A 23,766-nucleotide genomic window follows, 5' to 3' on the forward strand; every position below is an offset into this window, starting at 1 on the left:
AGCGTGAGATGGCGCGCACTCTGCCGTGCGCGCCACTGGGGTTAATGCAGAATTTTCGCAAGGAAGTCTTTGGCACGCTCAGATTTCGGGTTAGCGAAGAACTCCTCTTTCGCCGAATCTTCGACAATTTTACCTTCATCCATAAAGATCACCCGGTTCGCCACTTTACGCGCAAAGCCCATTTCGTGGGTCACCACCATCATGGTCATTCCTTCGTTAGCCAGTTCAACCATAACGTCCAGCACCTCATTGATCATCTCTGGATCGAGCGCAGAGGTCGGTTCATCGAACAGCATGGCAATCGGATCCATGCACAGCGCGCGGGCAATCGCTACACGCTGCTGCTGGCCGCCGGAAAGCTGCGCCGGATATTTGTTGGCATGGGCTGCCAGACCAACGCGCTCCAGCAGTTTCTGCGCTTTGTCGCGGGCGGGTGCTTTGTCGCGTTTGAGGACCTTTACCTGCGCCAGGGTCAGGTTTTCGATAATCGACAGATGGGGGAACAGTTCGAAGTGTTGGAACACCATCCCGACCCGCGAGCGTAGTTTTGCCAGATCCGTCTTCTTGTCGTTAACCATTATGCCGTTGACGGTGATTTCACCTTTCTGCACCGGCTCCAGACCGTTAACGGTTTTAATCAATGTTGATTTACCGGAACCAGATGGGCCACAAACTACCACCACTTCACCTTTTTTCACTTCCGTGGAGCAGTCGGTCAGCACCTGAAAGTGACCATACCATTTAGAAACATTTTTCAGGGTAATCATTAAACTGTCCTTTTCTTCAAATAGGTGACCAACAACGACGCGCTCAGGCTGATAACAAAGTAGACGGCGCCGGCAAACAGGATCATTTCGACCTGAGTACCATCACGCTCGCCAATGGTAGAGGCGGTACGGAAGAAATCCGCGAGACTTAACACGTAAACCAGGGAGGTATCCTGGAACAGAACGATACCCTGGGTAAGCAGCAGCGGCACCATTGCACGAAACGCCTGCGGCAGAATGATCAGTTTCATCGACTGCCAGTGGGTCATCCCCAACGCCAGCGCAGCGCTTGATTGTCCACGGGAAATACTCTGGATCCCCGCACGGATAATCTCGGAATAATACGCCGCTTCAAACATCGAAAACGCCACCATCGCGGAGATCAGGCGAATATCGGTTTTGGGCGACAGCCCCAGCACATCCTGTAACAGCCCCGGAACGATCAGATAGAACCACAGCAGGACCATGACCAGGGGGATCGAACGGAACACGTTAACGTAAGCTTTTGCAAACCAGGCGACAGGCGCAAAGCTCGACAACCGCATCACCGCGAGGAGTGTTCCCCAGACGATACCAACGACCACTGCCGTCAGGGTGATTTTCAGTGTAATGACAAGCCCATCCAGCAGGTATGGCAGGGAAGGGACAATTGAACTCCAGTCAAATTCGTACATTATTTGCCTCCCATGTTGCCAGGCAGGCGTACTTTGCGTTCCACCAGAGTCATCACCAGCATAATGACGGCGTTAATTAATACGTAAGCCAGGGTGATGGCCGTGAATGATTCCCAGGCATGGGCAGAGTAATCCAGCAACTTACCGGCCTGGGCCGCCATATCAACCAGACCAATGGTGGAGGCGATGGCGGAGTTTTTCACCAGGTTCATCATCTCAGAGGTCATCGGCGGCACGATCACGCGATAGGCATTTGGCAACAGTACGTAGCGGTATGCCTGCGGCAGCGTTAAACCCATCGCCAGCGCTGCATTCTTCTGCCCACGCGGTAATGACTGAATCGCCGCACGGACCTGCTCGCACACGCGCGCAGCGGTAAACAGCCCCAGGCATAACATCGATGAGAGGAAGAACTGAATGTTCGGATCCAGTTCCGCTTTAAACCACATGCCGATGTCTTCAGGCAGCAATTCCGGAATGACCAGATACCAGGTAAAGAACTGTACGATCAGGGGCACGTTGCGGAACAGTTCTACATAAAGGGTGCCGATCCCGGACAGGAAGCGATTGGGAACGGTGCGTAAAATGCCGAATAAAGACCCGACGAGGAAGGCAATAATCCAGGCGGTGATGGATAACGCCACGGTGACCTGGAAGCCACTCCAGAGCCAACCGAGATAGGTGGTGTTGCCGAATGGGGCCTGTTGTAAAAAAATGCCCCAGTTCCAGTCTATTGACATACATCTACTCCGAAAAAAAAGGGTAGCAGCGCTACCCTCGAAGATTGTTAATCAGCCTGTTTCGGTTTTCAGGCCTGATGGGGAACGACCATCAGGCTTATAGTCTGTCCGTGCTGACCAGCAATCGAGAGGGGAAGGTGATCCCGCCCCATTTAGTTTTAGTTAGTTAAGCGCTTTATCATTGGGTTCTTTGAACAGAGCTTTCATCTCTTCAGACAGCTCAAAATTCATGTTCAGGTTTTTCGGCGGGATTGGGTTCTTAAACCATTTATCGAACCATTTTTCCGCCTCGCCGGACGTCTGCACCTGAGCGATGGTGTCATCCATCAGCTTCTTGAACTCTGGGTCGTTCTTACGCAGCATACAGCCGTAGGCTTCCTGAGACTGCGGCTTGCCGACAATCTCCCAGTTATCCGGCTTTTTCGCTTTCGCACGTTCACCGGCCAGCAGGGCGTCATCCATCATAAAGGCAACGGCGCGACCGCTTTCCAGCGTGCGGAAAGAGTCACCGTGGTCTTTGGCGCTGATGATACGCATATCCATTTTTTGCTCATCGTTCAGCTTGTGCAGCAGAATTTCAGAGGTAGTCCCGGAAGTCACGACAACGGCTTTGCCTTTCAGATCCGGGAAGTCCTTAATATCGCCGCCTTTTTTCGCCAACAGGCGGGTGCCGACGACGAAAATAGTGTCAGAGAAAGCGGCCTGCTTCTGGCGTTCAACGTTGTTGGTGGTGGAACCACATTCAAAGTCGAAGGTACCGTTTTGCAGCAGCGGGATACGGTTCTGGGAAGTGATTGGGATCAGTTTCACCTGCAGGTCAGGTTTGTTGAGCTTTTTCTTCACCGCCTCAACGATTGCGTTGGAGTAAGCCTGAGAATACCCCACCACTTTCTGTTGGTTATCGTAGTAGGAGAACGGTACGGATGATTCACGGTGTCCCACAACAATCACGCCATTTTTTGCGATCTTGTCCAGCGTGCTACCCGCGGCTGGTGCGGCATCTTCCGCATGAACCAGACCTGCGGACATTCCCATAACCAGCATTGCTGTGGCCAACTTACGTAATTGCATATCCAACTCCTTTATCCTCTGCGTCGTCGACGCATAGATACCGATTGTGATGTTTGTGTTGTTATCGTCTGCAACTTAACGTGCAGTGTTGTACCCGTTTGTTAACATTTAGTTTGGTGCGATGTAAAGATTTTGCTGCGTTATTGTTTATTTTTGCGAAGTGCGCCGCACCGTTTCGAGGCAAAAATCTTTCATTGCACTGTTTCGGTGCTGCCGTTGTACTGCTTTGGGGCGACAAGGTTGCACAGAGAACAAAAACAGGTTTACCTTGTATTACAAAGCAATAGACGTGCCAGAATGGTTTTGGGGAGGGAGGTTGTAGGCCTGATAAGCGTAGCGCCATCAGGCACGATGTGGCACAAGCGCCGGATGGCGGCTTACCGCCTTATCCGGCCTACGCCCGGTTTTGTAGCTACATGTGATGGTGCACCGTTTTATCTGCGGCGCTGACGCAAACTCATTAACACGGCGGCAAAGCCAAACAGCGCGGTAATCAGCCACAGCGGCCAGTTGCCGGTACGGGCATACGGCGTTAAGCCGGTCGTTGGCGTTACGCTGGTGGTCAACACCTGGCGGGTAAATTGCGGGAGCATCGCCTGGACTTCACCCTGCGGGCCCACCACGGCGGTGATGCCATTATTAGTGCTACGCAGCAGCGGTCGTGCCAGTTCTAACGCTCGCATCCGCGCCATCTGGAAGTGCTGCCACGGACCGATTGACTTACCAAACCATGCATCGTTGGAGATCGTCAGCAGGTAATCCGTATCCGGGCGGAAGTTATCCCGAACCTGTTCACCAAGGATGATCTCGTAGCAAATGGCCGCCGTCAGCGCGAAACCGTGAGCATGCAATTGCGGCTGAACATACGGGCCACGACTGAATGACGACATGGGCAAATCGAAGAACGGCGCTAGCGGACGCAGGATGGATTCCAGCGGCACAAACTCGCCAAACGGTACCAGATGGTTTTTGTTATAGCGATTCGTAGAATCGTAGCTGTACGGATTGTCTTTCCCCAACGTGATGATGGTGTTGTAGGTGTCATAGCGGTTCTGCTTATTCAGCCGCGCATCAACAATACCGGTAATCAGCGTGCTGTTCTTCGAACGCAGCAGGGAGTCCATCATGCCAAGGAACCGCTGCTGATTAATCTCCAGATCCGGAATGGCGGATTCCGGCCAGATAATAAGCTGAGATTTCCCCATCTGCGGCTGCGTGGCATCGAGGTAGATTTTGAGGGTATTCATCAGCTCGCCTTCATCCCATTTCAGCGACTGCGGAATGTCCCCCTGCACCAGCGAAACCTGGGTCGTACGTTCCGGCTCCAGCGTATACCACTGGATATAGCGCAGCGGGAAGGGAAGCGCAAACAGCACGATCGCCACGGCCAGGGGGCGCCAACTGCGGGTCACCAGCGCGAGCACCAGCAGACCGCTAACCACCATGAGCAGGAAGTTAATGGCTTCTACGCCCATCACCGGTGCCAGACCTTTCAGCGGCCCATCAATCTGGCTGTAGCCAAACTGTAGCCACGGGAAACCGGTCAGCACCCATCCACGAAGGAATTCGGTAATTTGCCAGATGACCGGGGCGGCAATGGCAACACGCAGCCAGCTCGTCTTCGGCCACAGTCGCGACAAAATACCGGCAAACAATCCCGTATAGAGCGAGAGATACGCGGCAAGCAGTACGACAAGGAAGACATTCACCGGGCCTGGCATTCCGCCAAACTGCGCGATACTGACGTAGACCCAGTTAATTCCTGAGCCAAAGAGTCCCAGTCCCCAGACATAGCCGATAGCAGCAGACTGAAGTGGGCGACGGTTCAGGGTTAAGGCCTGCAAGCCCATCAGCGAGACAATCGCGGCAGGCCAGACATCGTAAGGAGATAAGGCCAGCGTACCGCAGGCACCGAATAATAACGCCAGCAGCAGGCGAATGCGCTGGCGTTCAATTAATGAGGCAAATGCCATTTAGCTCTTCATCCAGTTCGGTTTATTCGTCCAGTTTTGGCTGGGGGGAGTCATCCGGAATTCTGACGTGAACCTGAATGATACGACGGCTGTCGGCCATGGCCACCTTGAACTGGTAACCATCAATTTCAATGGTTTCACCTCGCGCGGGCAGATGTCCAAACGCCTGCATCACCAGACCACCGATGGTATCGACCTCTTCGTCACTAAAGCTGGTACCGAAGGCTTCATTGAAGTCTTCAATCGGTGCCAGTGCACGAATGGTCCAGGTGTGGCGGCTAAGCTGACGGAAGTCGATATCATCTTCTTCGTCATACTCGTCTTCGATTTCACCGACGATCAGCTCAAGGATATCTTCAATGGTCACCAGACCAGAGACACCTCCGAACTCGTCGATAACGATAGCCATATGATAACGCTGGGAGCGGAACTCTTTGAGCATACGGTCAACGCGTTTGCTCTCGGGGACGACAACGGCCTGGCGTAACACTTTGTCCATGCTGAAGGCTTCGGCATCGCTGCGCATAAACGGCAGCAGATCTTTGGCCATCAGAATCCCTTCAATGTGATCTTTATCTTCGCTGATCACCGGAAAACGCGAGTGGGCGGACTCGATAATAACATCAAGGCATTCGTCCAGCGTCTGGTTGCGTTTCAGGGTAATCATCTGGGAGCGGGGGATCATGATGTCGCGAACGCGCTGGTCCGCAATGTCCATTACCCCTTCGAGCATGTCGCGCGTATCTTCGTCGATAAGCTCGTTCTGCCCGGAATCACGGATCAGCGCCAGCAGTTCATCACGGTTTTTCGGTTCACCGTGGAAAAGTTGGCTCAGTAACAGGGAGAAAAATCCCTTCTTGTTGCTTAACGTGTCACTACTGTGTGAATTGTCGTCGCTCATGGCGTCGTATGGGTTCTCTTGTGAATGAATGTGTAACTCATGCGCGTAAACTCAGCGCATGGCGGTGTGTCGTTTGGTAGGCCGGATGGCGCTGCGCGTATTCGGCCTACAAAAATCAAGGAATGCTATTCCTTCTCGGCAATGTACGGATCCTCATAGCCCAGAGCAAGCATAATCTCTGTTTCAAGGGCTTCCATCTCTTCTGCTTCATCGTCTTCGATATGATCGTAGCCCAATAAATGCAGACTACCGTGGACGACCATATGCGCCCAGTGGGCGTCCAGCGGTTTGCCTTGCTCCTGGGCTTCCTGCTCAACCACCTGACGACAGATGATCAAATCGCCCAGCAGCGGCATTTCCATCCCTGGCGGTGCTTCGAAGGGGAATGAGAGCACGTTAGTTGGCTTATCCTTGCCGCGATAGGTCAGGTTAAGGTCGTGGCTTTCCGCTTCATCCACCAGGCGAATCGTCACCTCTGACTCTTCCTGGAACTGGGGGATAACCGCATCCAGCCACGTCTGAAACTGGATTTCTTCCGGCAGACCGGCGTTGTTTTCACAGGCCAGTTGTAAATCGAGAATAACCTGACTCATTTCTGTTCCTGCTCCTGGGCTTCACGCTTGCGTTCGGCTGCCAGTTCGGCTTTCCGTTTTTGTTCTGCTTCTTCCCAGGCTTCATAGGCGTTAACAATGCGCGCAACGACCGGATGGCGCACCACGTCTTCACTGTGGAAGAAGTTAAAGCTAATTTCTTCGACTTCCGCCAGCACTTCAATGGCATGGCGCAGGCCGGATTTGGTGTTACGCGGGAGGTCAATCTGGGTGACGTCGCCGGTGATAACCGCCTTCGAGTTAAAGCCGATACGCGTCAGGAACATCTTCATCTGTTCGATGGTGGTGTTCTGGCTTTCATCAAGAATAATAAAGGCGTCGTTCAGAGTGCGTCCGCGCATATAGGCCAGCGGGGCGACTTCAATCACGTTGCGTTCAATCAGCTTCTCGACTTTCTCGAAGCCCAGCATTTCAAACAGGGCGTCATACAGTGGGCGCAGATACGGGTCAACCTTCTGGCTGAGATCGCCGGGCAGGAAGCCCAGTTTTTCTCCGGCCTCGACCGCAGGACGGGTCAGCAGAATACGGCGAATTTCCTGACGTTCAAGCGCATCAACGGCAGCCGCAACGGCCAGATAGGTTTTACCGGTTCCGGCAGGGCCGACGCCGAAGGTGATGTCATGGTCGAGAATATTCGCGATGTACTGCGCCTGGTTCGGCGTGCGTGGCTTAATCACGCCACGTTTAGTTTTGATGTTCACCGCTTTGCCAAATTCAGGCACGCTCTCGGCGCTCTGTTCGAGCACGCGGGCTTCCTTAATGGCAAGATGGATTTGTTCCGGTTCGATATCCTGCGTCTGTCCGCGCATGGGGGCGGTATCAACATACAGACTATGCAAAATATCAGCCGCAGCGGTAACGCAAATCGGGCGACCGGTGAGTTTAAAGTGATTGTCTCGGCGGTTAATCTCGATGCCGAGACGGCGTTCCAGCTGTTTGATGTTGTCATCAAACGGGCCGCAAAGGCTCAGCAGTCGGGCGTTGTCTGCGGGCTCAAGGGTAATTTCGCGAGTGTCTATGTTCAAACCGTTCCTCATATCATTAGGCTGCCGGAGGTTGGACAATCACCGGCCTGTCAGGAAATTATTCACGCCAGGGGATAAAGGCGCAAGCATTGCAATAGAAATGGGGGCGCTGATATGAAATACAAGGCCCGCCAGAACGGCAGGCCTTCATGAACAGACCCGATAAGCGAAGCACTACCGGGCGTTGAAGATTAAGGCTGATAAATTCCGACACCCAGATCGTTTTCTTTACGGGTACGAGCGATAACCGACTCCGGGGTTTCTGCGATGCGCAATCCCATTTCGTCTTCGGTACGTACTACTTTGCCCCGCAGAGAGTTGGTCCAGACGTCAGTAATTTCAACATCCACAAACTTACCGATCATATCCGGGGTGCCTTCAAAGTTCACCACACGGTTATTTTCGGTGCGACCGGACAGCTCCATAATACTTTTACGCGATGTGCCTTCCACCAGAATGCGCTGAACGGTGCCGAGCATACGGCGGCTCCAGGCCATTGCCTGCTGGTTGATGCGCTCTTGCAGAATATACAGACGCTGTTTCTTCTCTTCTTCCGATACGTCATCAACCATGTCAGCGGCTGGAGTACCCGGACGTGCGGAGAAGATAAAGCTGTAGCTCATGTCAAAATTGACGTCGGCAATCAGCTTCATGGTCTGCTCAAAGTCCTGCGTGGTTTCCCCCGGGAAGCCCACGATAAAGTCAGAGCTAATTTGAATATCCGGACGCGCAGCGCGCAGCTTACGGATAATCGCTTTGTATTCCAGCGCCGTGTGGGTGCGCCCCATCAGATTCAACACGCGATCCGCACCGCTTTGGACCGGCAGATGCAGGAAGCTCACCAGTTCAGGGGTATCGCGGTAGACTTCAATGATGTCATCCGTGAATTCGATCGGATGGCTGGTGGTGAAACGAATGCGGTCGATACCGTCGATGGCGGCCACCAGACGCAGCAGATCGGCGAAGGATCCGGTGGTGCCATCGTAGTTTTCACCGCGCCAGGCGTTCACGTTCTGGCCAAGCAGGTTCACTTCACGCACGCCCTGAGCAGCAAGCTGGGCAATTTCGAACAGAATGTCATCACATGGGCGGCTGACTTCTTCGCCACGGGTGTACGGCACCACACAGTACGTGCAGTACTTGTTACAGCCTTCCATAATCGAGACGAACGCGGTCGGGCCATCAGCACGCGGCTCCGGCAGTCGGTCGAACTTTTCGATCTCCGGGAAGCTAATATCAACGACCGGGCTACGGTTGCCGCGCACGGAGTTGATCATCTCCGGCAGGCGATGCAGCGTTTGCGGCCCAAAAATGATATCGACATAGTGGGCGCGTTGACGAATATGATCGCCTTCCTGAGAGGCGACGCAACCGCCGACGCCAATAATCAGGTCGGGGTTTTTCTCTTTTAGCAGCTTCCAGCGGCCTAACTGATGGAAGACCTTTTCCTGGGCCTTCTCGCGGATAGAGCAGGTATTCAGCAGCAGCACATCCGCTTCTTCCGCCACGTCGGTCAGTTGATACCCGTGAGTGGCATCCAGCAGATCGGCCATCTTCGATGAATCGTATTCGTTCATCTGACAGCCCCAGGTTTTAATATGGAGTTTTTTGGTCATCGACTTGCTCTTGCGAAATAGTGGCTGAATTGCAGGGCGCATAGTGTAATGCTTTGACACGGTCGTGACCAGTATGACCGTTATCAGCCCTTAGGGGTAAAAAATCCTGTAAACTTATCTTATTCATGTAACAGGATGATTGACCATGACAAATCAACCAACGGATGTTGCCATTGTCGGCGGCGGTATGGTCGGCGGGGCGCTGGCGCTGGGACTGGCGCAGCACGGCTTTACGGTCACGGTGATTGAACATGCTGAGCCCGCACTCTTTGTGGCCGACAGCCAACCGGATCTGCGCATATCGGCGATCAGCGCCGCCTCAGTTTCTCTTCTTAAAGGTCTGGGCGTCTGGGATGCCGTACAGGGAATGCGCAGCCACCCCTACCGTCGACTGGAAACCTGGGAATGGGAAAACGCGCACGTGGTGTTTGATGCCGCAGAGCTGAAGCTGCCGCTGCTCGGTTATATGGTTGAAAACAATGTACTGCAACAGGCGCTCTGGCAGGCGCTTGAAGCGCACCCCGGCGTGACGTTACGTGTTCCTGCTTCCCTTATTGCGCTTCATCGTCATCACGATCGCCACGAACTGGAACTTGCTGGCGGTGAACGAATCATGACGAAACTGGTGGTTGGCGCAGACGGCGCGAATTCTCAGGTGCGGCAGATGGCCGGAATTGGCATTCACGCCTGGCAGTATGCGCAGTCCTGCATGTTGATCACCGTCCAGTGCGAGAACGATCCGGGGGAAAGCACCTGGCAGCAATTTACCCCGGATGGACCACGCGCTTTCCTGCCTCTTTTTGACCACTGGGCGTCGCTGGTGTGGTATGACTCACCCGCGCGGATTCGCCAGCTTCAGGCGTTGAACATGGCGCAGTTGCAGGATGAAATTGGGAAACATTTTCCGCAGCGACTGGGGCGGGTAACGCCCGTTGCCGCTGGCGCATTCCCCCTGACCCGACGCCACGCGTTGCAATATGTCCAGCCGGGACTTGCTCTGGTGGGAGATGCGGCGCACACCATTCATCCGCTGGCCGGGCAGGGGGTTAACCTCGGCTATCGCGATGTCGATGCGCTGATAGACGTGCTGGTGAATGCACGCAGCTATGGTGAATCCTGGGCCAGCCAGCCTGTTCTGAAGCGCTACCAGACGCGGCGTATGGCGGATAACTTTATTATGCAGAGTGGGATGGACCTGTTCTATGCCGGATTCAGCAATAACCTTCCGCCGCTGCGTATCATCCGCAATATCGGTCTGATGGCGGCAGAGCGCGCAGGTGTGTTGAAACGTCATGCGCTGAAGTATGCGTTAGGATTGTAATTCGTCGAACGCCTGATAGCGCTCCGCTTATCAGCCTTACAAGTTATGCCCCCTGTAGGCCTGATAAGCGGAGCACCATCAGGCAATAATCCAGAAAAGCAAAAAGCTCGCCGAAGCGAGCTTTTTTAATATGGCTGGGGTACGAGGATTCGAACCTCGGAATGCTGGTATCAGAAACCAGAGCCTTACCGCTTGGCGATACCCCAACGGGTGCGTTCACAAGGTGAGCGACTTTTTGAAATTGGCTGGGGTACGAGGATTCGAACCTCGGAATGCCGGAATCAGAATCCGGTGCCTTACCGCTTGGCGATACCCCAACAATTTTTTTCGAACCTGTCAAATTATCAACACGTTCTGAATTTGGTGGCTACGACGGGATTCGAACCTGTGACCCCATCATTATGAGTGATGTGCTCTAACCAACTGAGCTACGTAGCCAGTGTATTTCTTCGATGGCTGGGGTACCTGGATTCGAACCAGGGAATGCCGGTATCAAAAACCGGTGCCTTACCGCTTGGCGATACCCCAATGACCGTCGCGGTGATCCGCAAACTCGAAGAAATATGGCTGGGGTACCTGGATTCGAACCAGGGAATGCCGGTATCAAAAACCGGTGCCTTACCGCTTGGCGATACCCCATCCGTGCAACGCTTACTGGTGAATGGTGCGGGAGGCGAGACTTGAACTCGCACACCTTGCGGCGCCAGAACCTAAATCTGGTGCGTCTACCAATTTCGCCACTCCCGCAAAAAGATGGTGGCTACGACGGGATTCGAACCTGTGACCCCATCATTATGAGTGATGTGCTCTAACCAACTGAGCTACGTAGCCATCTTTTTTCGCGCGTTACCTTATCGGCGTTGCGGGGCGCATTATGCGTATTGAGCCTTGAAGCGTCAACCCCTTTTTCATCGAAAATGGCCTGAATGTGACTGTTTGGTTAGGTTGCGAACAGCGTGACGCAATATTCGGCAATTATTGGTTATATATCGTTTTCTGAACACATTTTCAGAATAAAAAAAGGCCCCGCAGGGCCTGTTTCATAAAGCCAACTTATTTGTATGCAGACTGGTGTACACCCACCGCGCGGCCTGATGGATCGTTCATGGTTTTGAACGCTTCATCCCACTCAATGGCTTTCGCAGAAGAGCAGGCGACGGAAGGACCACCCGGTACGCATTCAGCGGCGCTTGGCAGCGGGAACAGCTCTTCAAAAATCTCGCGGTACAGATACGCTTCTTTAGAAGATGGCGTATTGTACGGGAAGCGGAAGCTGGCGGTTTCCAGTTGCTGATCGGAAATCTGTTTTGCCGCGACCTCTTTCAGTGTGTCGATCCAGCTGTAACCCACGCCGTCGGAGAACTGCTCCTTCTGACGCCATGCCACGCTTGCCGGCAGATAAGATTCAAAACATTCACGCAGGATGTGTTTTTCCATCTTGCCGTTGCCGCACATCTTATCTTCCGGGTTAATGCGCATCGCCACGTCGAGGAACTTTTTGTCGAGGAACGGCACGCGCGCCTCAACGCCCCAGGCAGACATCGCCTTGTTAGCGCGCGCACAGTCGAACATATGCAGCGCCTGAAGTTTACGCACGGTTTCTTCATGCAGTTCTTTGGCGTTCGGCGCTTTGTGGAAATAGAGATAGCCGCCGAACACTTCGTCAGAACCTTCGCCGGACAGCACCATCTTAATGCCCATCGCTTTGATTTTACGCGACATTAAATACATCGGCGTGGAGGCGCGAATGGTGGTGACGTCGTAGGTTTCAATGTGGTAAATCACATCACGGATCGCGTCCAGACCTTCCTGAACCGTGAAGTGAATTTCATGGTGCACGGTACCCAGATGGTTCGCCACTTCCTGCGCGGCTTTAAGGTCCGGCGAACCTTCAAGGCCCACGGCGAAGGAGTGAAGCTGCGGCCACCAGGCTTCAGAACGCTCCTGATCTTCCACGCGACGCGCGGCATATTTCTTGGTGATTGCGGAGATCACCGAAGAATCCAGACCACCGGAAAGCAACACGCCATATGGCACGTCAGACATCAGGTGGCTTTTAACGGAATCTTCCAGCGCCTGGCGCAGTTCGTTTTTATCGGTGACGTTATCTTTTACCGCATCGTAATCGAACCAGTCGCGCTGATAGTACTGACGGATCTCGCCGTCTTTGCTCCATAAATAGCTGCCCGCCGGGAACTCTTTAATAGTGCGGCAGACCGGCACCAGTGCTTTCATTTCAGAGGCGACATACAGGTTGCCGAACTCGTCATAGCCCATATACAGCGGGATGATCCCGATATGGTCGCGACCAATCAGGTACGCATCTTTCTCGCTGTCATAGAGCGCAAAGGCAAACATGCCCTGCAAATCATCCAGGAATTCCGGACCTTTTTCCTGATACAGCGCGAGGATCACTTCGCAGTCAGAACCGGTCTGGAACGCGTAACGATCGCCATATTCCGCGCGCAGCGCCTGGTGATTATAGATTTCACCGTTAACGGCCAGGATGTGTGTTTTTTTATCGTTATACAGCGGTTGAGCGCCCGCGTTAACGTCAACAATGGACAGGCGCTCATGCGCCAGGATGGCCTTATCGCAGGCATAAATGCCGGACCAGTCCGGGCCACGATGGCGCATCAGGCGTGACAGCTCGAGAGCCTTTTTACGCAGTTCGCCTGCGTCGGACTTAATATCGAAAACGCCAAAAATTGAACACATAACCTTCTCCGTTAACCTGTGCGTAGTGCTTTATTGTGTGTGCTTGATAAAGAAAATGCCGCAAAGCCAAAGAGGGCGCAATACTTTTGCCGGGTAAAAAACAAAAAACGCAACAGTGATTAACGAATAGTGAAAAACTGATTACATAATGGGCGTATTCATTGATGAATTGTCAGTTTTCTGGCGTTTTTATTGAATGGAGTGATTTTCATGCCCGATCGGCAAAGCGCTATCAGGCATGGACGATCGTTAAATAACGTCGATCTCGGCAACGGAAGGGTAAATCCAGCTCGGGCGGAACGGCATGCTGTCGATGTCATCAAGTGTAGAGACGCCAGAAAGCACAAGGATGGTTTCCAGCCCCGCCTGGAACCCGGCGAGAATATCGGTGCGCAGGTTGTCACCGACAATCACCGTCTCTTCCGAATGCGCCTGCATTTTGTTCAGCGCGGCGCGGATGATCCACGGGCTCGGCTTACCGACATAAAACGGCTTGCGACCGGAGATCTTTTCGATACCGGCGCAAAGCGCGCCACAGGCCGGGTAAAACCCGCGCCCGTGGGTGTCCGGGTTCGTGGCGATAAAGCGCGCGCCGTTTGCCACGAAGTAAGCGGCTTTATGCATCATGTCCCAGTTATAGGAGCGCGTCTCGCCGACAATCACAAAGTCCGGGTTGACATCGGTAATGGTAAAACCCGCTTTATAAAGCTCGTGGATCAGTGCACCTTCACCCACGACATAGGCTTTTTTCCCTTCCTGACGGCGCAGGAAATCAGCCGTCGCCATCGCAGAGGTGTAAAACACGCTGTCCGGCACATTTACGCCGGCGGTGGCAAAACGGTTCGCCAGATCTTGCCCGGTCTGGGAGGGATAGTTGGTCAGCAAAACCAGCGGCAGGCCTTTTTCCATTACGCCCGTCAAAAACTCCGCCGCACCCGGTACGGCGACGTTATCGTGCATCAGCACGCCGTCAATATCACAAATGACATTCTTAATGGTCATGTACTACCCAGGAATAGGATGAATAATCCGATACTATAAAAGCGCTTCAGTTTTCCAGCAAATGCTGGAGCAAAATGCCGTTAAGCATCGCGCGTTTTACCAGCGCAAAAGCGCCAATAGCGGAGCGGTGATCCAGCGTAGAGCGCACCACCGGCAGGCCCTGACGAAATGCCTTCAGCGCCTGGGTGTTGATGCAGCTTTCTATCGCGGGCAGCAATACTTTATCCGCTTCGGTAATTTCACCGGCGATCACAATTTTTTGCGGGTTAAACAAGTTGATGGCAATGGCAATGGTTTTGCCCAGATGGCGTCCCACATGCTCAATGACTTCTGAGGCCAGGCTATCGCCTTTATTGGCTGCCTTGCAGATGGATTTAATTGTGCAATCATCCAACTGGACGCGGCTCTGGTAGCCCTGCTTCAGCAGATTTTGAACCCGATGTTCAATGGCGGCGTTGGCGGCTATCGTTTCCAGACAGCCAAAGTTGCCGCAGTGGCAGCGCTCACCTAACGGCTCAACCTGGATGTGGCCAATCTCGCCGACGTTACCGTTACGACCGATAAAGATGCGCCCGTTAGAGATGATCCCGGCGCCGGTGCCCCGATGGACGCGCACCAGAATCGAATCTTCGCAATCCTGACTCGCGCCGAAATAGTGCTCTGCCAGCGCCAGACTGCGGATATCGTGGCCGACAAAACAGGTGACGTGGAAGCGTTGTTCCAGGGCTTCAACCAGTCGCCAGTTTTCAACCTGAATATGCGGCATATAGTGGATCATCCCGCTTTCAGGATCGACCAGACCGGGCAGAATGACGGAAATGGCGACAAGCTCGCGGATCTTGCGCTGACTGTTGTCAATAAACAGCGTGATGGCATTGAGCAGAGCATGTTCCAGCGTTTCCTGGGTGCGTTCCGGCAGCGGGTAGTGCTCTTCGGCGAGCACTTTACTGCTCATGTCGAAAAGGGTGATCGTGGCGTCATGACGCCCCAGACGCACGCCAATCGCCTGGAAATTGCGGGTTTCGGTGACGATGGAGATTGCGCGGCGGCCCCCGGTGGAGGCCTGCTGATCGACTTCTTTGATCAGCCCGCGTTCAATGAGTTGACGCGTAATTTTCGTTACGCTGGCGGGGGCAAGCTGGCTTTGCTCGGCAATCTGGATGCGCGAGATTGGCCCATGCTGGTCAATCAGACGGTAAACTGCCGCGCTGTTAAGCTGTTTTACGAGATCAACATTCCCAATCTGTGCTTGTCCGCCTGGTGTCATACGTTCTCTTACTCAGTAACGACCTCGTTACCATTAACGATGGTCTTGATAATTTTAAAATCGTGTGTGAAAGCGGTCAGGTTAGCCACTTTACCCGGTGCAATGCTGCCAAGCTGTTGTTCAACGCCGATGGCGCGAGCTGGGTAGAGAGTGGCCATCCGCAGCACTTCGTCGAGCGCGATACCACAGTGTTCAACCAGGTTACGCACGCCTTCAATCATGGTTAATGATGAACCGCTCAGCGTACCGTTTTCATCAACACAAAGTCCATTGCGGTAGTATATTGTTTTGCCAGCAAAAATGAACTGTTCAATATTTGCCCCTGCCGGTGCAGTAGCATCGGTAACCAGACACAGTTTGTCGCCCTTCAGGCGTTTGGCATTACGAATATTGGCGTAGTCCACGTGCAGACCATCGGCGATTACACCGCAATAGAGATCGGCTTCGTCGAGGATCGCGCCTGCCAGACCCGGTTCGCGTCCGGTGATATACGGCATGGCATTAAACAGGTGCGTGGCAAAGGTAATGCCCGCACGGAATCCGGCCCTGGCCTCTTTCAGCGTCGCGTTTGAGTGCCCCGCAGAAACCACAATGCCAGCCTTCGCCAGCTTGCTAATGACCTCAGCAGGAACCATTTCCGGTGCCAGGGTCACTTTAGTAATAACGTCGGCATTATCACACAGAAAATCGACCAGTGCGGCGTCCGGCTGGCGAACAAAATTCGGATTATGCGTGCCTTTTTTGACCAGATTCAGCCACGGACCTTCCAGGTGTAAACCCAGCGCCTGATTGGGATATTTCGCCAGGTACTCACGCATGACGCGAACGCCTTGCTTCATGAGTTCATCGCTGGTGGTAATCAGCGTCGGCAGGTAGCTGGTGCAGCCCGATTTCTCGTTGGCCTTCTGCATAATTTCGAGCGTTTCAACGGATACCGCCTCTGCCGTGTCATTAAACTGCACGCCGCCGCAACCGTTGAGCTGTACATCGATAAAGCCGGGGGAAAGAATGGCCCCGTTCAGTGAACGTTGTTCGATCTCTGGCGGCAATTCCGCCACAGGACAAACGCGGTCAATCAGGCCATTGGCGACAATGATCGCATGGTCATCAAGAATTTCGTGGCCGGTGAAGATCCGAGCCTGGGTTAAAGCGTACATTCTGACCCCCGATATAAAAATACCGCCCTGAATGTGCTGACAGGGCGGAGAACACATTACAGACCTTTAATATTTTCTGCTTCTAACTCGTTGAAGTATTTCAGCGTTTTCACTTTCAGTTCCATGGTGGACGGCTCATCGCACACCACAACGGCTTTCGGATGCAGTTGCAGGCAGCTAATGGTCCACATGTGGTTGACGTTACCTTCAACCGCCGCCTGCAGCGCCAGCGCTTTCTGAGAACCGAGCACCAGAATCATCACTTCTTCAGCGTCCAGCAGCGTACCCACGCCAACGGTCAGCGCATATTTAGGCACCTGAGCCACATCGCCGTCGAAGAAACGGGAGTTCGCCACGCGGGTATCATGGGTCAGGGTTTTGATACGGGTACGGGAAGCCAGAGAAGAGGCTGGTTCGTTAAACGCGATATGACCGTCGTTGCCCACGCCACCCATAAACAGGTGGATTTTGCCGTAAGCGCGGATTTTCTCTTCATACTGGCGGCATTCTGCATCGATATCCGGCGCATTGCCATTGAGCAGATTGATGTTTTCTGCTGGAATATCAACGTGATCAAAGAAATTACGGTGCATAAAGCTGTGATAGCTTTCCGGATGCTCTTTTGGCAAGCCGACATATTCGTCCATGTTGAACGTGACAACATGCTTGAAGCTGACTTCACCCGCCTTGTGCATTTCAACTAACGCTTTATACGCGGTCAGCGGGGTGCCGCCGGTCGGCAGGCCCAGCACAAACGGACGGTCAGCCGTCGGTTTGAACGCGTTAATACGGTTAACGATATGGCGTGCAGCCCATTTGCCGACCTGCTCAGCAGAAGTCAGGGGAATCAGTCTCATTGTTCACCTCAGAAAGTATAAGTAATTCGTCTTGATTTTTTGAATGATAAAATAAGTTTTCGCACTTAGCCAGTGCAAGGGAGGGAAAATAACGATATTTGGTGACTAAACTCACAAAAAACACGCTTTTAATTTGCGGTACGAATTAATTTTTCACACACTCATCATGCCAGTGAATTATCAACTGAAATTATAAGTTAGTGACACTATAAAAATACAGCTGAGAAGGTGCCTTTACGGGATCTCATAGGGGGAAGAACGTGAGTATTTTAGGTTATTTACAAAAGGTCGGCCGCGCGCTTATGGTGCCGGTCGCCACGCTGCCGGCGGCAGCGATACTAATGGGTGTCGGCTACTGGATTGACCCGGTGGGTTGGGGGGGAGACAACGCGCTAGCCGCGTTCTTCATTAAATCGGGTGCCGCCATCATCGACAACATGTCCGTGCTGTTTGCCATTGGTGTGGCTTATGGTATGTCCAAAGATAAAGATGGTGCTGCCGCGCTGACCGGTTTTGTGGGCTTCCTTGTGTTGACCACGCTTTGCTCCCCGGCGGCTGTTTCCATGATCCAGAAGATCCCGTTGGACCAGGTTCCCGCTGCGTTCGGTAAGATCAGCAACCAGTTCGTGGGTATCATGGTCGGTATTATCTCCGCTGAACTGTACAACCGCTTTAGCAGCGTTGAGTTGCCGAAAGCGTTGTCCTTCTTTAGCGGCCGCCGTCTGGTACCGATTCTGACCTCCTTTGTGATGATCGTTGTCGCGTTCATCATGATGTTCATTTGGCCGATCATTTTCGACGGTCTGGTGAACTTCGGTGAGCACATCCAGAAACTGGGCTCCATCGGTGCGGGCGTGTACGCGTTCTTTAACCGTCTGCTGATTCCGGTTGGTCTGCACCACGCGCTGAACTCTGTATTCTGGTTTGACGTTGCAGGTATCAACGATATTCCTAACTTCCTGGGTGGCGCACAGTCCATTGAAGCAGGTAAAGCGGTTGTGGGTATCACCGGTCGTTACCAGGCGGGCTTCTTCCCGATTATGATGTTCGGTTTGCCGGGTGCCGCGCTGGCGATTTACCACTGCGCACGTCCTGAGAACAAAGCGAAAGTGCTGGGTATCATGATGGCGGGCGCTTTTGCGGCCTTCTTCACGGGTATCACAGAACCGCTGGAATTCTCCTTCATGTTCGTTGCGCCGGTTCTGTATGTGATCCACGCCGTACTGACCGGTATCTCCGTATTCATCGCCGCAAGCATGCAGTGGATTGCCGGTTTCGGCTTCAGTGCGGGGCTGGTGGATATGGTGCTTTCTTCCCGTAACCCGCTGGCGCACAACTGGTGGATGCTGATCCCGCAGGGTCTGGTCTTCTTTGTTATCTACTACGTCGTGTTCCGCTTCACTATCACGAAATTCAACCTGATGACCCCGGGTCGCGAACTGGCTGTTGCCGGTAGCGAAGCGGATGGTCAGGACGTTAACGTGAGCGCGGATAAGGATCAGGATGTGACGGGTCTGGCGCGTCAGTACATCGCTGCTGTCGGCGGTTCTGACAACCTGACGGGTATTGATGCCTGTATCACTCGTCTGCGTCTGAACGTTAAAGATTCTTCCCTCGTTAACGAAGCACTGGCAAAACGTCTGGGCGCATCCGGTGTGATCCGTCTGAACAAAACCAGCGTACAGATCATCGTTGGCTTCGTGGCAGAAAAAATCGCTAACGCCATGAAAACAACCGGTCCGGTTGCCGCAGCAGAAGCTGCACCGGTGGCAGCAGCAGCGCCAGCCGCCGCGAAGCCGCAGGCGGTGCCAAATGCAGTCATTATCGCTGAACTGGTTTCTCCGGTGACGGGTGATGTGGTTGCGCTGGACCAGGTTCCTGACGAAGCGTTTGCCAGCAAAGCGGTCGGTGACGGCGTGGCGGTGAAACCTACGGAGAAAACCGTGGTGTCTCCGGCTGCGGGTACCATCGTGAAAATCTTTAACACCAACCATGCGTTCTGCCTGGAAACCGAGAAAGGCGCGGAGATCGTTGTCCATATGGGTATCGATACCGTTGCGCTGAACGGTCAGGGCTTTACTCGCCTGGTGGAAGAGGGTGCTGAAGTGACAGCAGGCCAGCCAATCCTGGAAATGGATCTGGACTACCTGAACGCGAATGCGCGCTCAATGATTAGCCCGGTGGTATGCAGCAACATCGACGACTTCAGCGGTCTGGTGATTAAAGCTGAAGGTCATGTGGTTGCTGGTCAAACGCCACTGTTCGAAATTAAAGGTAAATAAGTTGATGTAGGCCGGATAAGGCGTAAAGCCGCCATCCGGCAGCACGAAACGCATCATCAGCGGCAGTGGGAAACCTCTGCCGCTTTTTTTTGCGGCAATTGACCCCAATATTTTCTTCAAAGCGACTTTTTACGTAACTAAAGGTTGTCAGTCCGTCCGGCTTATAAGATCATACGCCGTTATACGTTGTTTACGCTTTGAGGAACCCACGATGAGTGAGGCTGAAGCCCGCCCGAGTAACTTTATCCGTCAGATCATCGATGAAGATCTGGCCAGTGGTAAGCACACCACGATCCATACCCGTTTTCCGCCGGAGCCAAATGGCTATCTGCACATTGGCCACGCGAAATCCATCTGCCTGAACTTTGGTATCGCGCAAGATTACCAGGGCCTGTGCAACCTGCGTTTCGATGACACTAACCCGGTAAAAGAAGATATCGAGTACGTTGAGTCGATCAAAAACGACGTTGAGTGGCTAGGTTTTCACTGGGCTGGTGAGGTTCGCTACTCCTCTGATTACTTTGACCAACTGCATGCCTACGCGGTTGAGTTGATCAACAAAGGTCTGGCCTATGTTGACGAACTTTCTGCGGAAGAGATCCGCGAATACCGTGGTACGCTGACGCAGCCGGGCAAAAACAGTCCGTTCCGCGATCGTAGCGTTGAAGAGAACCTGGCGCTGTTTGAAAAAATGCGCAGCGGTGGTTTTGAAGAAGGTAAAGCGTGTCTGCGCGCGAAAATCGACATGGCGTCGCCATTTATCGTCATGCGTGACCCGGTGCTGTACCGCATTAAGTTTGCCGATCACCACCAGACTGGCAGCAAGTGGTGCATCTACCCGATGTACGACTTTACGCACTGCATCAGCGATGCGCTGGAAGGCATTACCCACTCGCTGTGTACCCTTGAATTCCAGGACAACCGTCGTCTGTACGACTGGGTGCTGGATAACATCACCATTCCGGTTCACCCGCGCCAGTACGAGTTCTCGCGCCTGAATCTGGAGTACACCGTGATGTCCAAGCGTAAGCTGAATCTGCTGGTCACCGACAAGCACGTTGAAGGCTGGGACGATCCGCGTATGCCGACCATCTCTGGTCTGCGTCGTCGTGGCTATACGGCAGCGGCCATCCGTGAATTCTGCAAGCGCATCGGCGTGACCAAGCAGGATAACACCATTGAAATGGCATCGCTGGAATCCTGCATTCGCGAAGATCTCAACGAAAACGCCCCGCGTGCGATGGCGGTGATCGATCCGGTTAAACTGGTTATCGAAAACTACCCGCAGGGTGAAAGCGAAATGGTCACCATGCCTAACCATCCGAACAAACCGGAAATGGGTAGCCGTGAAGTGCCGTTTAGCGGTGAGATCTGGATTGACCGCGCGGATTTCCGTGAAGAAGCCAACAAGCAGTACAAGCGTCTGGTGATGGGCAAAGAGGTGCGTCTGCGTAACGCCTACGTGGTGAAAGCAGAGCGTGTGGAAAAAGATGCCGAAGGCAATATTACTACCATCTTCTGCACCTACGACGCAGACACCCTGAGCAAAGATCCGGCAGATGGTCGTAAAGTGAAAGGCGTTATTCACTGGGTAAGTGCGGCGCACGCGCTGCCGGTGGAAATTCGTCTGTACGATCGCCTGTTTAGCGTACCGAACCCGGGCGCGGCAGAAGATTTCCTGTCCGTGATGAACCCGGAATCACTGGTCATTAAGCAGGGTTATGCTGAACCTTCGCTGAAAGATGCTGTGGCGGGTAAAGCGTACCAGTTTGAGCGTGAAGGCTACTTCTGCCTCGACAGCCGCTATGCAACCGCAGAGAAATTGGTGTTTAACCGTACCGTTGGCCTGCGTGATACGTGGGCGAAAGTCGGCGAATAAGCCGTAAAGCACTCTCCAACGCCGCATTCTGCGGCGTTTTTTTTACCCCTGCCTTTTTCAATAATCTCTCTTTGCGCAGCGAATTAATTACCATCCAAAATTAATAAGCTATGCGAATGGTACTTTGTTATAGATAAGTTAATCATACAGATAATGACATGAAACCGATTTCATCTTTTTGGAAAACAACGATATTTTTAATTGTGCTGTCAATTTTTGACTGATGAAAAAAATGTAACAGAAAGCGATGAATTATGTGCGGTTGCTCATACTCTTACATTCTCGTTACAGAAAGGTATTGATAATTCGCGTCGCGAAAAATAGTCTATTCATTGTAGTCAGCGAGGTCTTTCTCAACGCTACTTTTTCATTTTTATTTTTTCGCTGTTTGCTTTTTGCATCAGCAATTTATACCCAATGGATTTCGAGATGCATCAAGGCGGCTTGAAAGACGAAGGGTTATACGTCAAAGAGGATATACATATGCGTACGTTTAGTGGCAAACGTAGTGCGCTGGCGTTGGCTATCGCCGGTATCACAGCACTGTCGGGTCTGGTTGTTGCTCCTGCTGCACAGGCCGAAGGCTTTATCGATGATTCAACCCTGACCGGCGGCATCTATTACTGGCAGCGTGAGCGTGACCGTAAAGATGTGACCGACGGCGACAAATACAAAACCAATCTTTCTCACGCCACCTGGAACGCCAACCTGGATTTCCAGTCCGGCTATGCGGCTGATATGTTCGGCCTGGATGTTGCGGCCTTCACTGCCATCGAAATGGCAGAAAACGGCGATAGCGGCCATCCAAACGAAATTGCATTCTCGAAAAAGAACAAAGGCTATGACGAAGATTATTCCGGCGACAAGAGCGGAATCAGTCTCTATAAAGCGGCTGCGAAATTTAAATATGGCCCGGCCTGGGCGCGCGCTGGCTATATTCAGCCTACCGGACAAACGCTGTTAGCGCCGCACTGGAGCTTTATGCCTGGGACCTATCAGGGTGCGGAAGCGGGCGCAAACTTCGACTATGGTGATGCCGGCGCACTGAGCTTCTCCTACATGTGGACCAACGAATATAAGTCCCCGTGGCATATCGAGATGGATAAGTTCTACCAGGGCGACAGAACCACAAAGGTGGATTACCTGCACTCCATCGGCGCGAAATATGACTTTAAAAATGACTTAGTGCTGGAAGCAGCATTTGGTCAGTCTGAAGGCTATGTCGATCAGTACTTTGCGAAAGCCAGCTACAAGTTTGATTTAGCCGGTAACCCATTCTCCACCAGCTACCAGTTCTACGGCGCGCGCGATAAGGTTGATAACCGTACTGCAAGCGATATCTATGATGGTACGGCCTGGCTGCAGGCGTTGACCTTCGGCTACAAAGTGGCTGAAGTGGTTGATCTGCGTCTGGAAGGCACCTGGGTGAAAGCGGAAGGGCAGCAGGGTTTCTTCCTGCAACGTATGACCCCGACTTACTCCTCCTCAAACGGTCGTCTGGACATCTGGTGGGATAACCGCTCAGACTTCAACGCCAACGGCGAAAAAGCGGTCTTCTTCGGCGCGATGTATGATCTGAAAAACTGGAACCTGCCGGGTTGGGCTGTCGGTGCATCCTATGTTTACGCCTGGGACGCTAAACCGTCTACCTGGCAGAGCAATCCAGATGCGTACTACGATAAAAACCGTACGATTGAAGAATCTTCTTACAGTCTGGATGCGGTCTACACCCTGCAGGATGGTCGTGCGAAAGGCACCATGTTTAAACTGCACTTCACCGAGTACGACAACCACTCCAATATTCCAAGCTGGGGCGGCGGCTACGGCAACATCTTCCAGGATGAGCGCGACGTGAAATTCATCGTGATTGCCCCGTTCACCATCTTCTAATGCCAGCAGCGGCGG

The 23,766-nt window shown here is 53.0% G+C and carries 18 protein-coding genes and 7 tRNA genes; 4 read left to right on the forward strand and 21 right to left on the reverse strand.

What is annotated here, in order from left to right; genetic code table 11:
- Nucleotides 1-41: 41 nt before the first annotated feature.
- The 9 genes from gltL to miaB all read right to left on the reverse strand — a co-directional run bounded on the left by gltL (nucleotide 42) and on the right by miaB (nucleotide 9,378).
- A complete protein-coding gene (gltL, locus tag HVY19_RS06420) occupies nucleotides 42-767 on the reverse strand; it encodes a glutamate/aspartate ABC transporter ATP-binding protein GltL (protein WP_181683518.1) in 726 nt (241 codons plus the stop codon).
- Nucleotides 767-1,441: a glutamate/aspartate ABC transporter permease GltK gene (gene gltK / locus HVY19_RS06425; protein WP_181683519.1), complete on the reverse strand. Its 675-nt coding sequence runs from the start codon at nucleotides 1,439-1,441 to the stop codon at nucleotides 767-769. The genes gltL and gltK overlap by 1 nt, the downstream gene beginning before the upstream one ends.
- Nucleotides 1,441-2,181, reverse strand: coding sequence for a glutamate/aspartate ABC transporter permease GltJ (gene gltJ, locus HVY19_RS06430; protein ID WP_181683520.1), 741 nt, complete (start codon nucleotides 2,179-2,181; stop codon nucleotides 1,441-1,443). The genes gltK and gltJ overlap by 1 nt, the downstream gene beginning before the upstream one ends.
- Nucleotides 2,182-2,343: 162 nt before the next feature.
- The gene (locus tag HVY19_RS06435) at nucleotides 2,344-3,252 is read right to left on the reverse strand and encodes an amino acid ABC transporter substrate-binding protein (RefSeq protein WP_181683521.1); all 909 of its coding nucleotides are present in this window, start codon (nucleotides 3,250-3,252) and stop codon (nucleotides 2,344-2,346) included.
- Nucleotides 3,253-3,686: 434 nt separating this feature from the next.
- Nucleotides 3,687-5,225, reverse strand: coding sequence for an apolipoprotein N-acyltransferase (gene lnt, locus HVY19_RS06440; protein WP_181683522.1), 1,539 nt, complete (start codon nucleotides 5,223-5,225; stop codon nucleotides 3,687-3,689).
- 22 nt (nucleotides 5,226-5,247) lie between these two features.
- Entirely contained in the window at nucleotides 5,248-6,126 is an 879-nt protein-coding gene (gene corC / locus HVY19_RS06445) for a CNNM family magnesium/cobalt transport protein CorC (RefSeq protein WP_181683523.1), read from the reverse strand.
- A gap of 125 nt (nucleotides 6,127-6,251) precedes the next feature.
- Nucleotides 6,252-6,719: an rRNA maturation RNase YbeY gene (gene ybeY, locus HVY19_RS06450; RefSeq protein WP_181683524.1), complete on the reverse strand. Its 468-nt coding sequence runs from the start codon at nucleotides 6,717-6,719 to the stop codon at nucleotides 6,252-6,254.
- Nucleotides 6,716-7,762 carry a PhoH family protein gene (locus HVY19_RS06455; protein ID WP_181683525.1) on the reverse strand — a complete coding sequence of 349 codons (1,047 nt, stop codon included), beginning with the start codon at nucleotides 7,760-7,762 and terminating at the stop codon, nucleotides 6,716-6,718. Before HVY19_RS06455 ends, ybeY begins: the two co-directional genes overlap by 4 nt.
- Nucleotides 7,763-7,953: 191 nt before the next feature.
- Nucleotides 7,954-9,378, reverse strand: coding sequence for a tRNA (N6-isopentenyl adenosine(37)-C2)-methylthiotransferase MiaB (gene miaB, locus HVY19_RS06460; protein ID WP_181683526.1), 1,425 nt, complete (start codon nucleotides 9,376-9,378; stop codon nucleotides 7,954-7,956).
- A gap of 145 nt (nucleotides 9,379-9,523) precedes the next feature.
- Here miaB and ubiF point away from each other — a divergent pair, with 145 nt between their 5' ends.
- The gene (ubiF, locus tag HVY19_RS06465) at nucleotides 9,524-10,699 is read left to right on the forward strand and encodes a 3-demethoxyubiquinol 3-hydroxylase (protein ID WP_181683527.1); all 1,176 of its coding nucleotides are present in this window, start codon (nucleotides 9,524-9,526) and stop codon (nucleotides 10,697-10,699) included.
- Between the two features lie 131 nt (nucleotides 10,700-10,830).
- Here ubiF and HVY19_RS06470 read toward each other — a convergent pair.
- The 12 genes from HVY19_RS06470 to nagB all read right to left on the reverse strand — a co-directional run bounded on the left by HVY19_RS06470 (nucleotide 10,831) and on the right by nagB (nucleotide 17,700).
- A tRNA-Gln gene (locus HVY19_RS06470) sits at nucleotides 10,831-10,905 on the reverse strand.
- Nucleotides 10,906-10,941: 36 nt separating this feature from the next.
- A tRNA-Gln gene (locus HVY19_RS06475) sits at nucleotides 10,942-11,016 on the reverse strand.
- Nucleotides 11,017-11,060: 44 nt separating this feature from the next.
- A tRNA-Met gene (locus HVY19_RS06480) sits at nucleotides 11,061-11,137 on the reverse strand.
- Nucleotides 11,138-11,152: 15 nt separating this feature from the next.
- Nucleotides 11,153-11,227: transfer RNA gene (locus HVY19_RS06485), tRNA-Gln, on the reverse strand.
- Nucleotides 11,228-11,263: 36 nt separating this feature from the next.
- Nucleotides 11,264-11,338: transfer RNA gene (locus HVY19_RS06490), tRNA-Gln, on the reverse strand.
- A gap of 23 nt (nucleotides 11,339-11,361) precedes the next feature.
- A tRNA-Leu gene (locus HVY19_RS06495) sits at nucleotides 11,362-11,446 on the reverse strand.
- 7 nt (nucleotides 11,447-11,453) lie between these two features.
- Nucleotides 11,454-11,530, reverse strand: a tRNA-Met gene (locus HVY19_RS06500).
- A 222-nt stretch (nucleotides 11,531-11,752) separates the two neighbouring features.
- The gene (asnB, locus tag HVY19_RS06505; protein ID WP_181683528.1) at nucleotides 11,753-13,417 is read right to left on the reverse strand and encodes an asparagine synthase B; all 1,665 of its coding nucleotides are present in this window, start codon (nucleotides 13,415-13,417) and stop codon (nucleotides 11,753-11,755) included.
- Between the two features lie 249 nt (nucleotides 13,418-13,666).
- Nucleotides 13,667-14,419 (reverse strand): ribonucleotide monophosphatase NagD, encoded by a 753-nt coding sequence (nagD, locus tag HVY19_RS06510; RefSeq protein ID WP_042320681.1) that lies wholly within the window; start codon nucleotides 14,417-14,419, stop codon nucleotides 13,667-13,669.
- A 46-nt stretch (nucleotides 14,420-14,465) separates the two neighbouring features.
- Nucleotides 14,466-15,686, reverse strand: coding sequence for a DNA-binding transcriptional regulator NagC (nagC, locus tag HVY19_RS06515; RefSeq protein WP_181683529.1), 1,221 nt, complete (start codon nucleotides 15,684-15,686; stop codon nucleotides 14,466-14,468).
- A gap of 8 nt (nucleotides 15,687-15,694) precedes the next feature.
- The gene (gene nagA, locus HVY19_RS06520; RefSeq protein ID WP_181683530.1) at nucleotides 15,695-16,843 is read right to left on the reverse strand and encodes an N-acetylglucosamine-6-phosphate deacetylase; all 1,149 of its coding nucleotides are present in this window, start codon (nucleotides 16,841-16,843) and stop codon (nucleotides 15,695-15,697) included.
- Between the two features lie 56 nt (nucleotides 16,844-16,899).
- Complete coding sequence (gene nagB, locus HVY19_RS06525; protein WP_181683531.1) at nucleotides 16,900-17,700, reverse strand: glucosamine-6-phosphate deaminase; 801 nt, start codon at nucleotides 17,698-17,700, stop codon at nucleotides 16,900-16,902.
- A gap of 260 nt (nucleotides 17,701-17,960) precedes the next feature.
- Between nagB and nagE the strand changes: the two genes are divergently transcribed.
- The 3 genes from nagE to chiP all read left to right on the forward strand — a co-directional run bounded on the left by nagE (nucleotide 17,961) and on the right by chiP (nucleotide 23,751).
- Nucleotides 17,961-19,982: an N-acetylglucosamine-specific PTS transporter subunit IIBC gene (gene nagE / locus HVY19_RS06530; protein WP_181683532.1), complete on the forward strand. Its 2,022-nt coding sequence runs from the start codon at nucleotides 17,961-17,963 to the stop codon at nucleotides 19,980-19,982.
- Between the two features lie 211 nt (nucleotides 19,983-20,193).
- Nucleotides 20,194-21,861 (forward strand): glutamine--tRNA ligase, encoded by a 1,668-nt coding sequence (gene glnS / locus HVY19_RS06535; RefSeq protein ID WP_181683533.1) that lies wholly within the window; start codon nucleotides 20,194-20,196, stop codon nucleotides 21,859-21,861.
- Between the two features lie 483 nt (nucleotides 21,862-22,344).
- Entirely contained in the window at nucleotides 22,345-23,751 is a 1,407-nt protein-coding gene (chiP, locus tag HVY19_RS06540; protein WP_181683534.1) for a chitoporin, read from the forward strand.
- Nucleotides 23,752-23,766: the final 15 nt, after the last annotated feature.

Origin of the sequence: Citrobacter sp. RHB25-C09 (assembly GCF_013836145.1) — a bacterium.
Lineage (GTDB): Bacteria > Pseudomonadota > Gammaproteobacteria > Enterobacterales > Enterobacteriaceae > Citrobacter_A.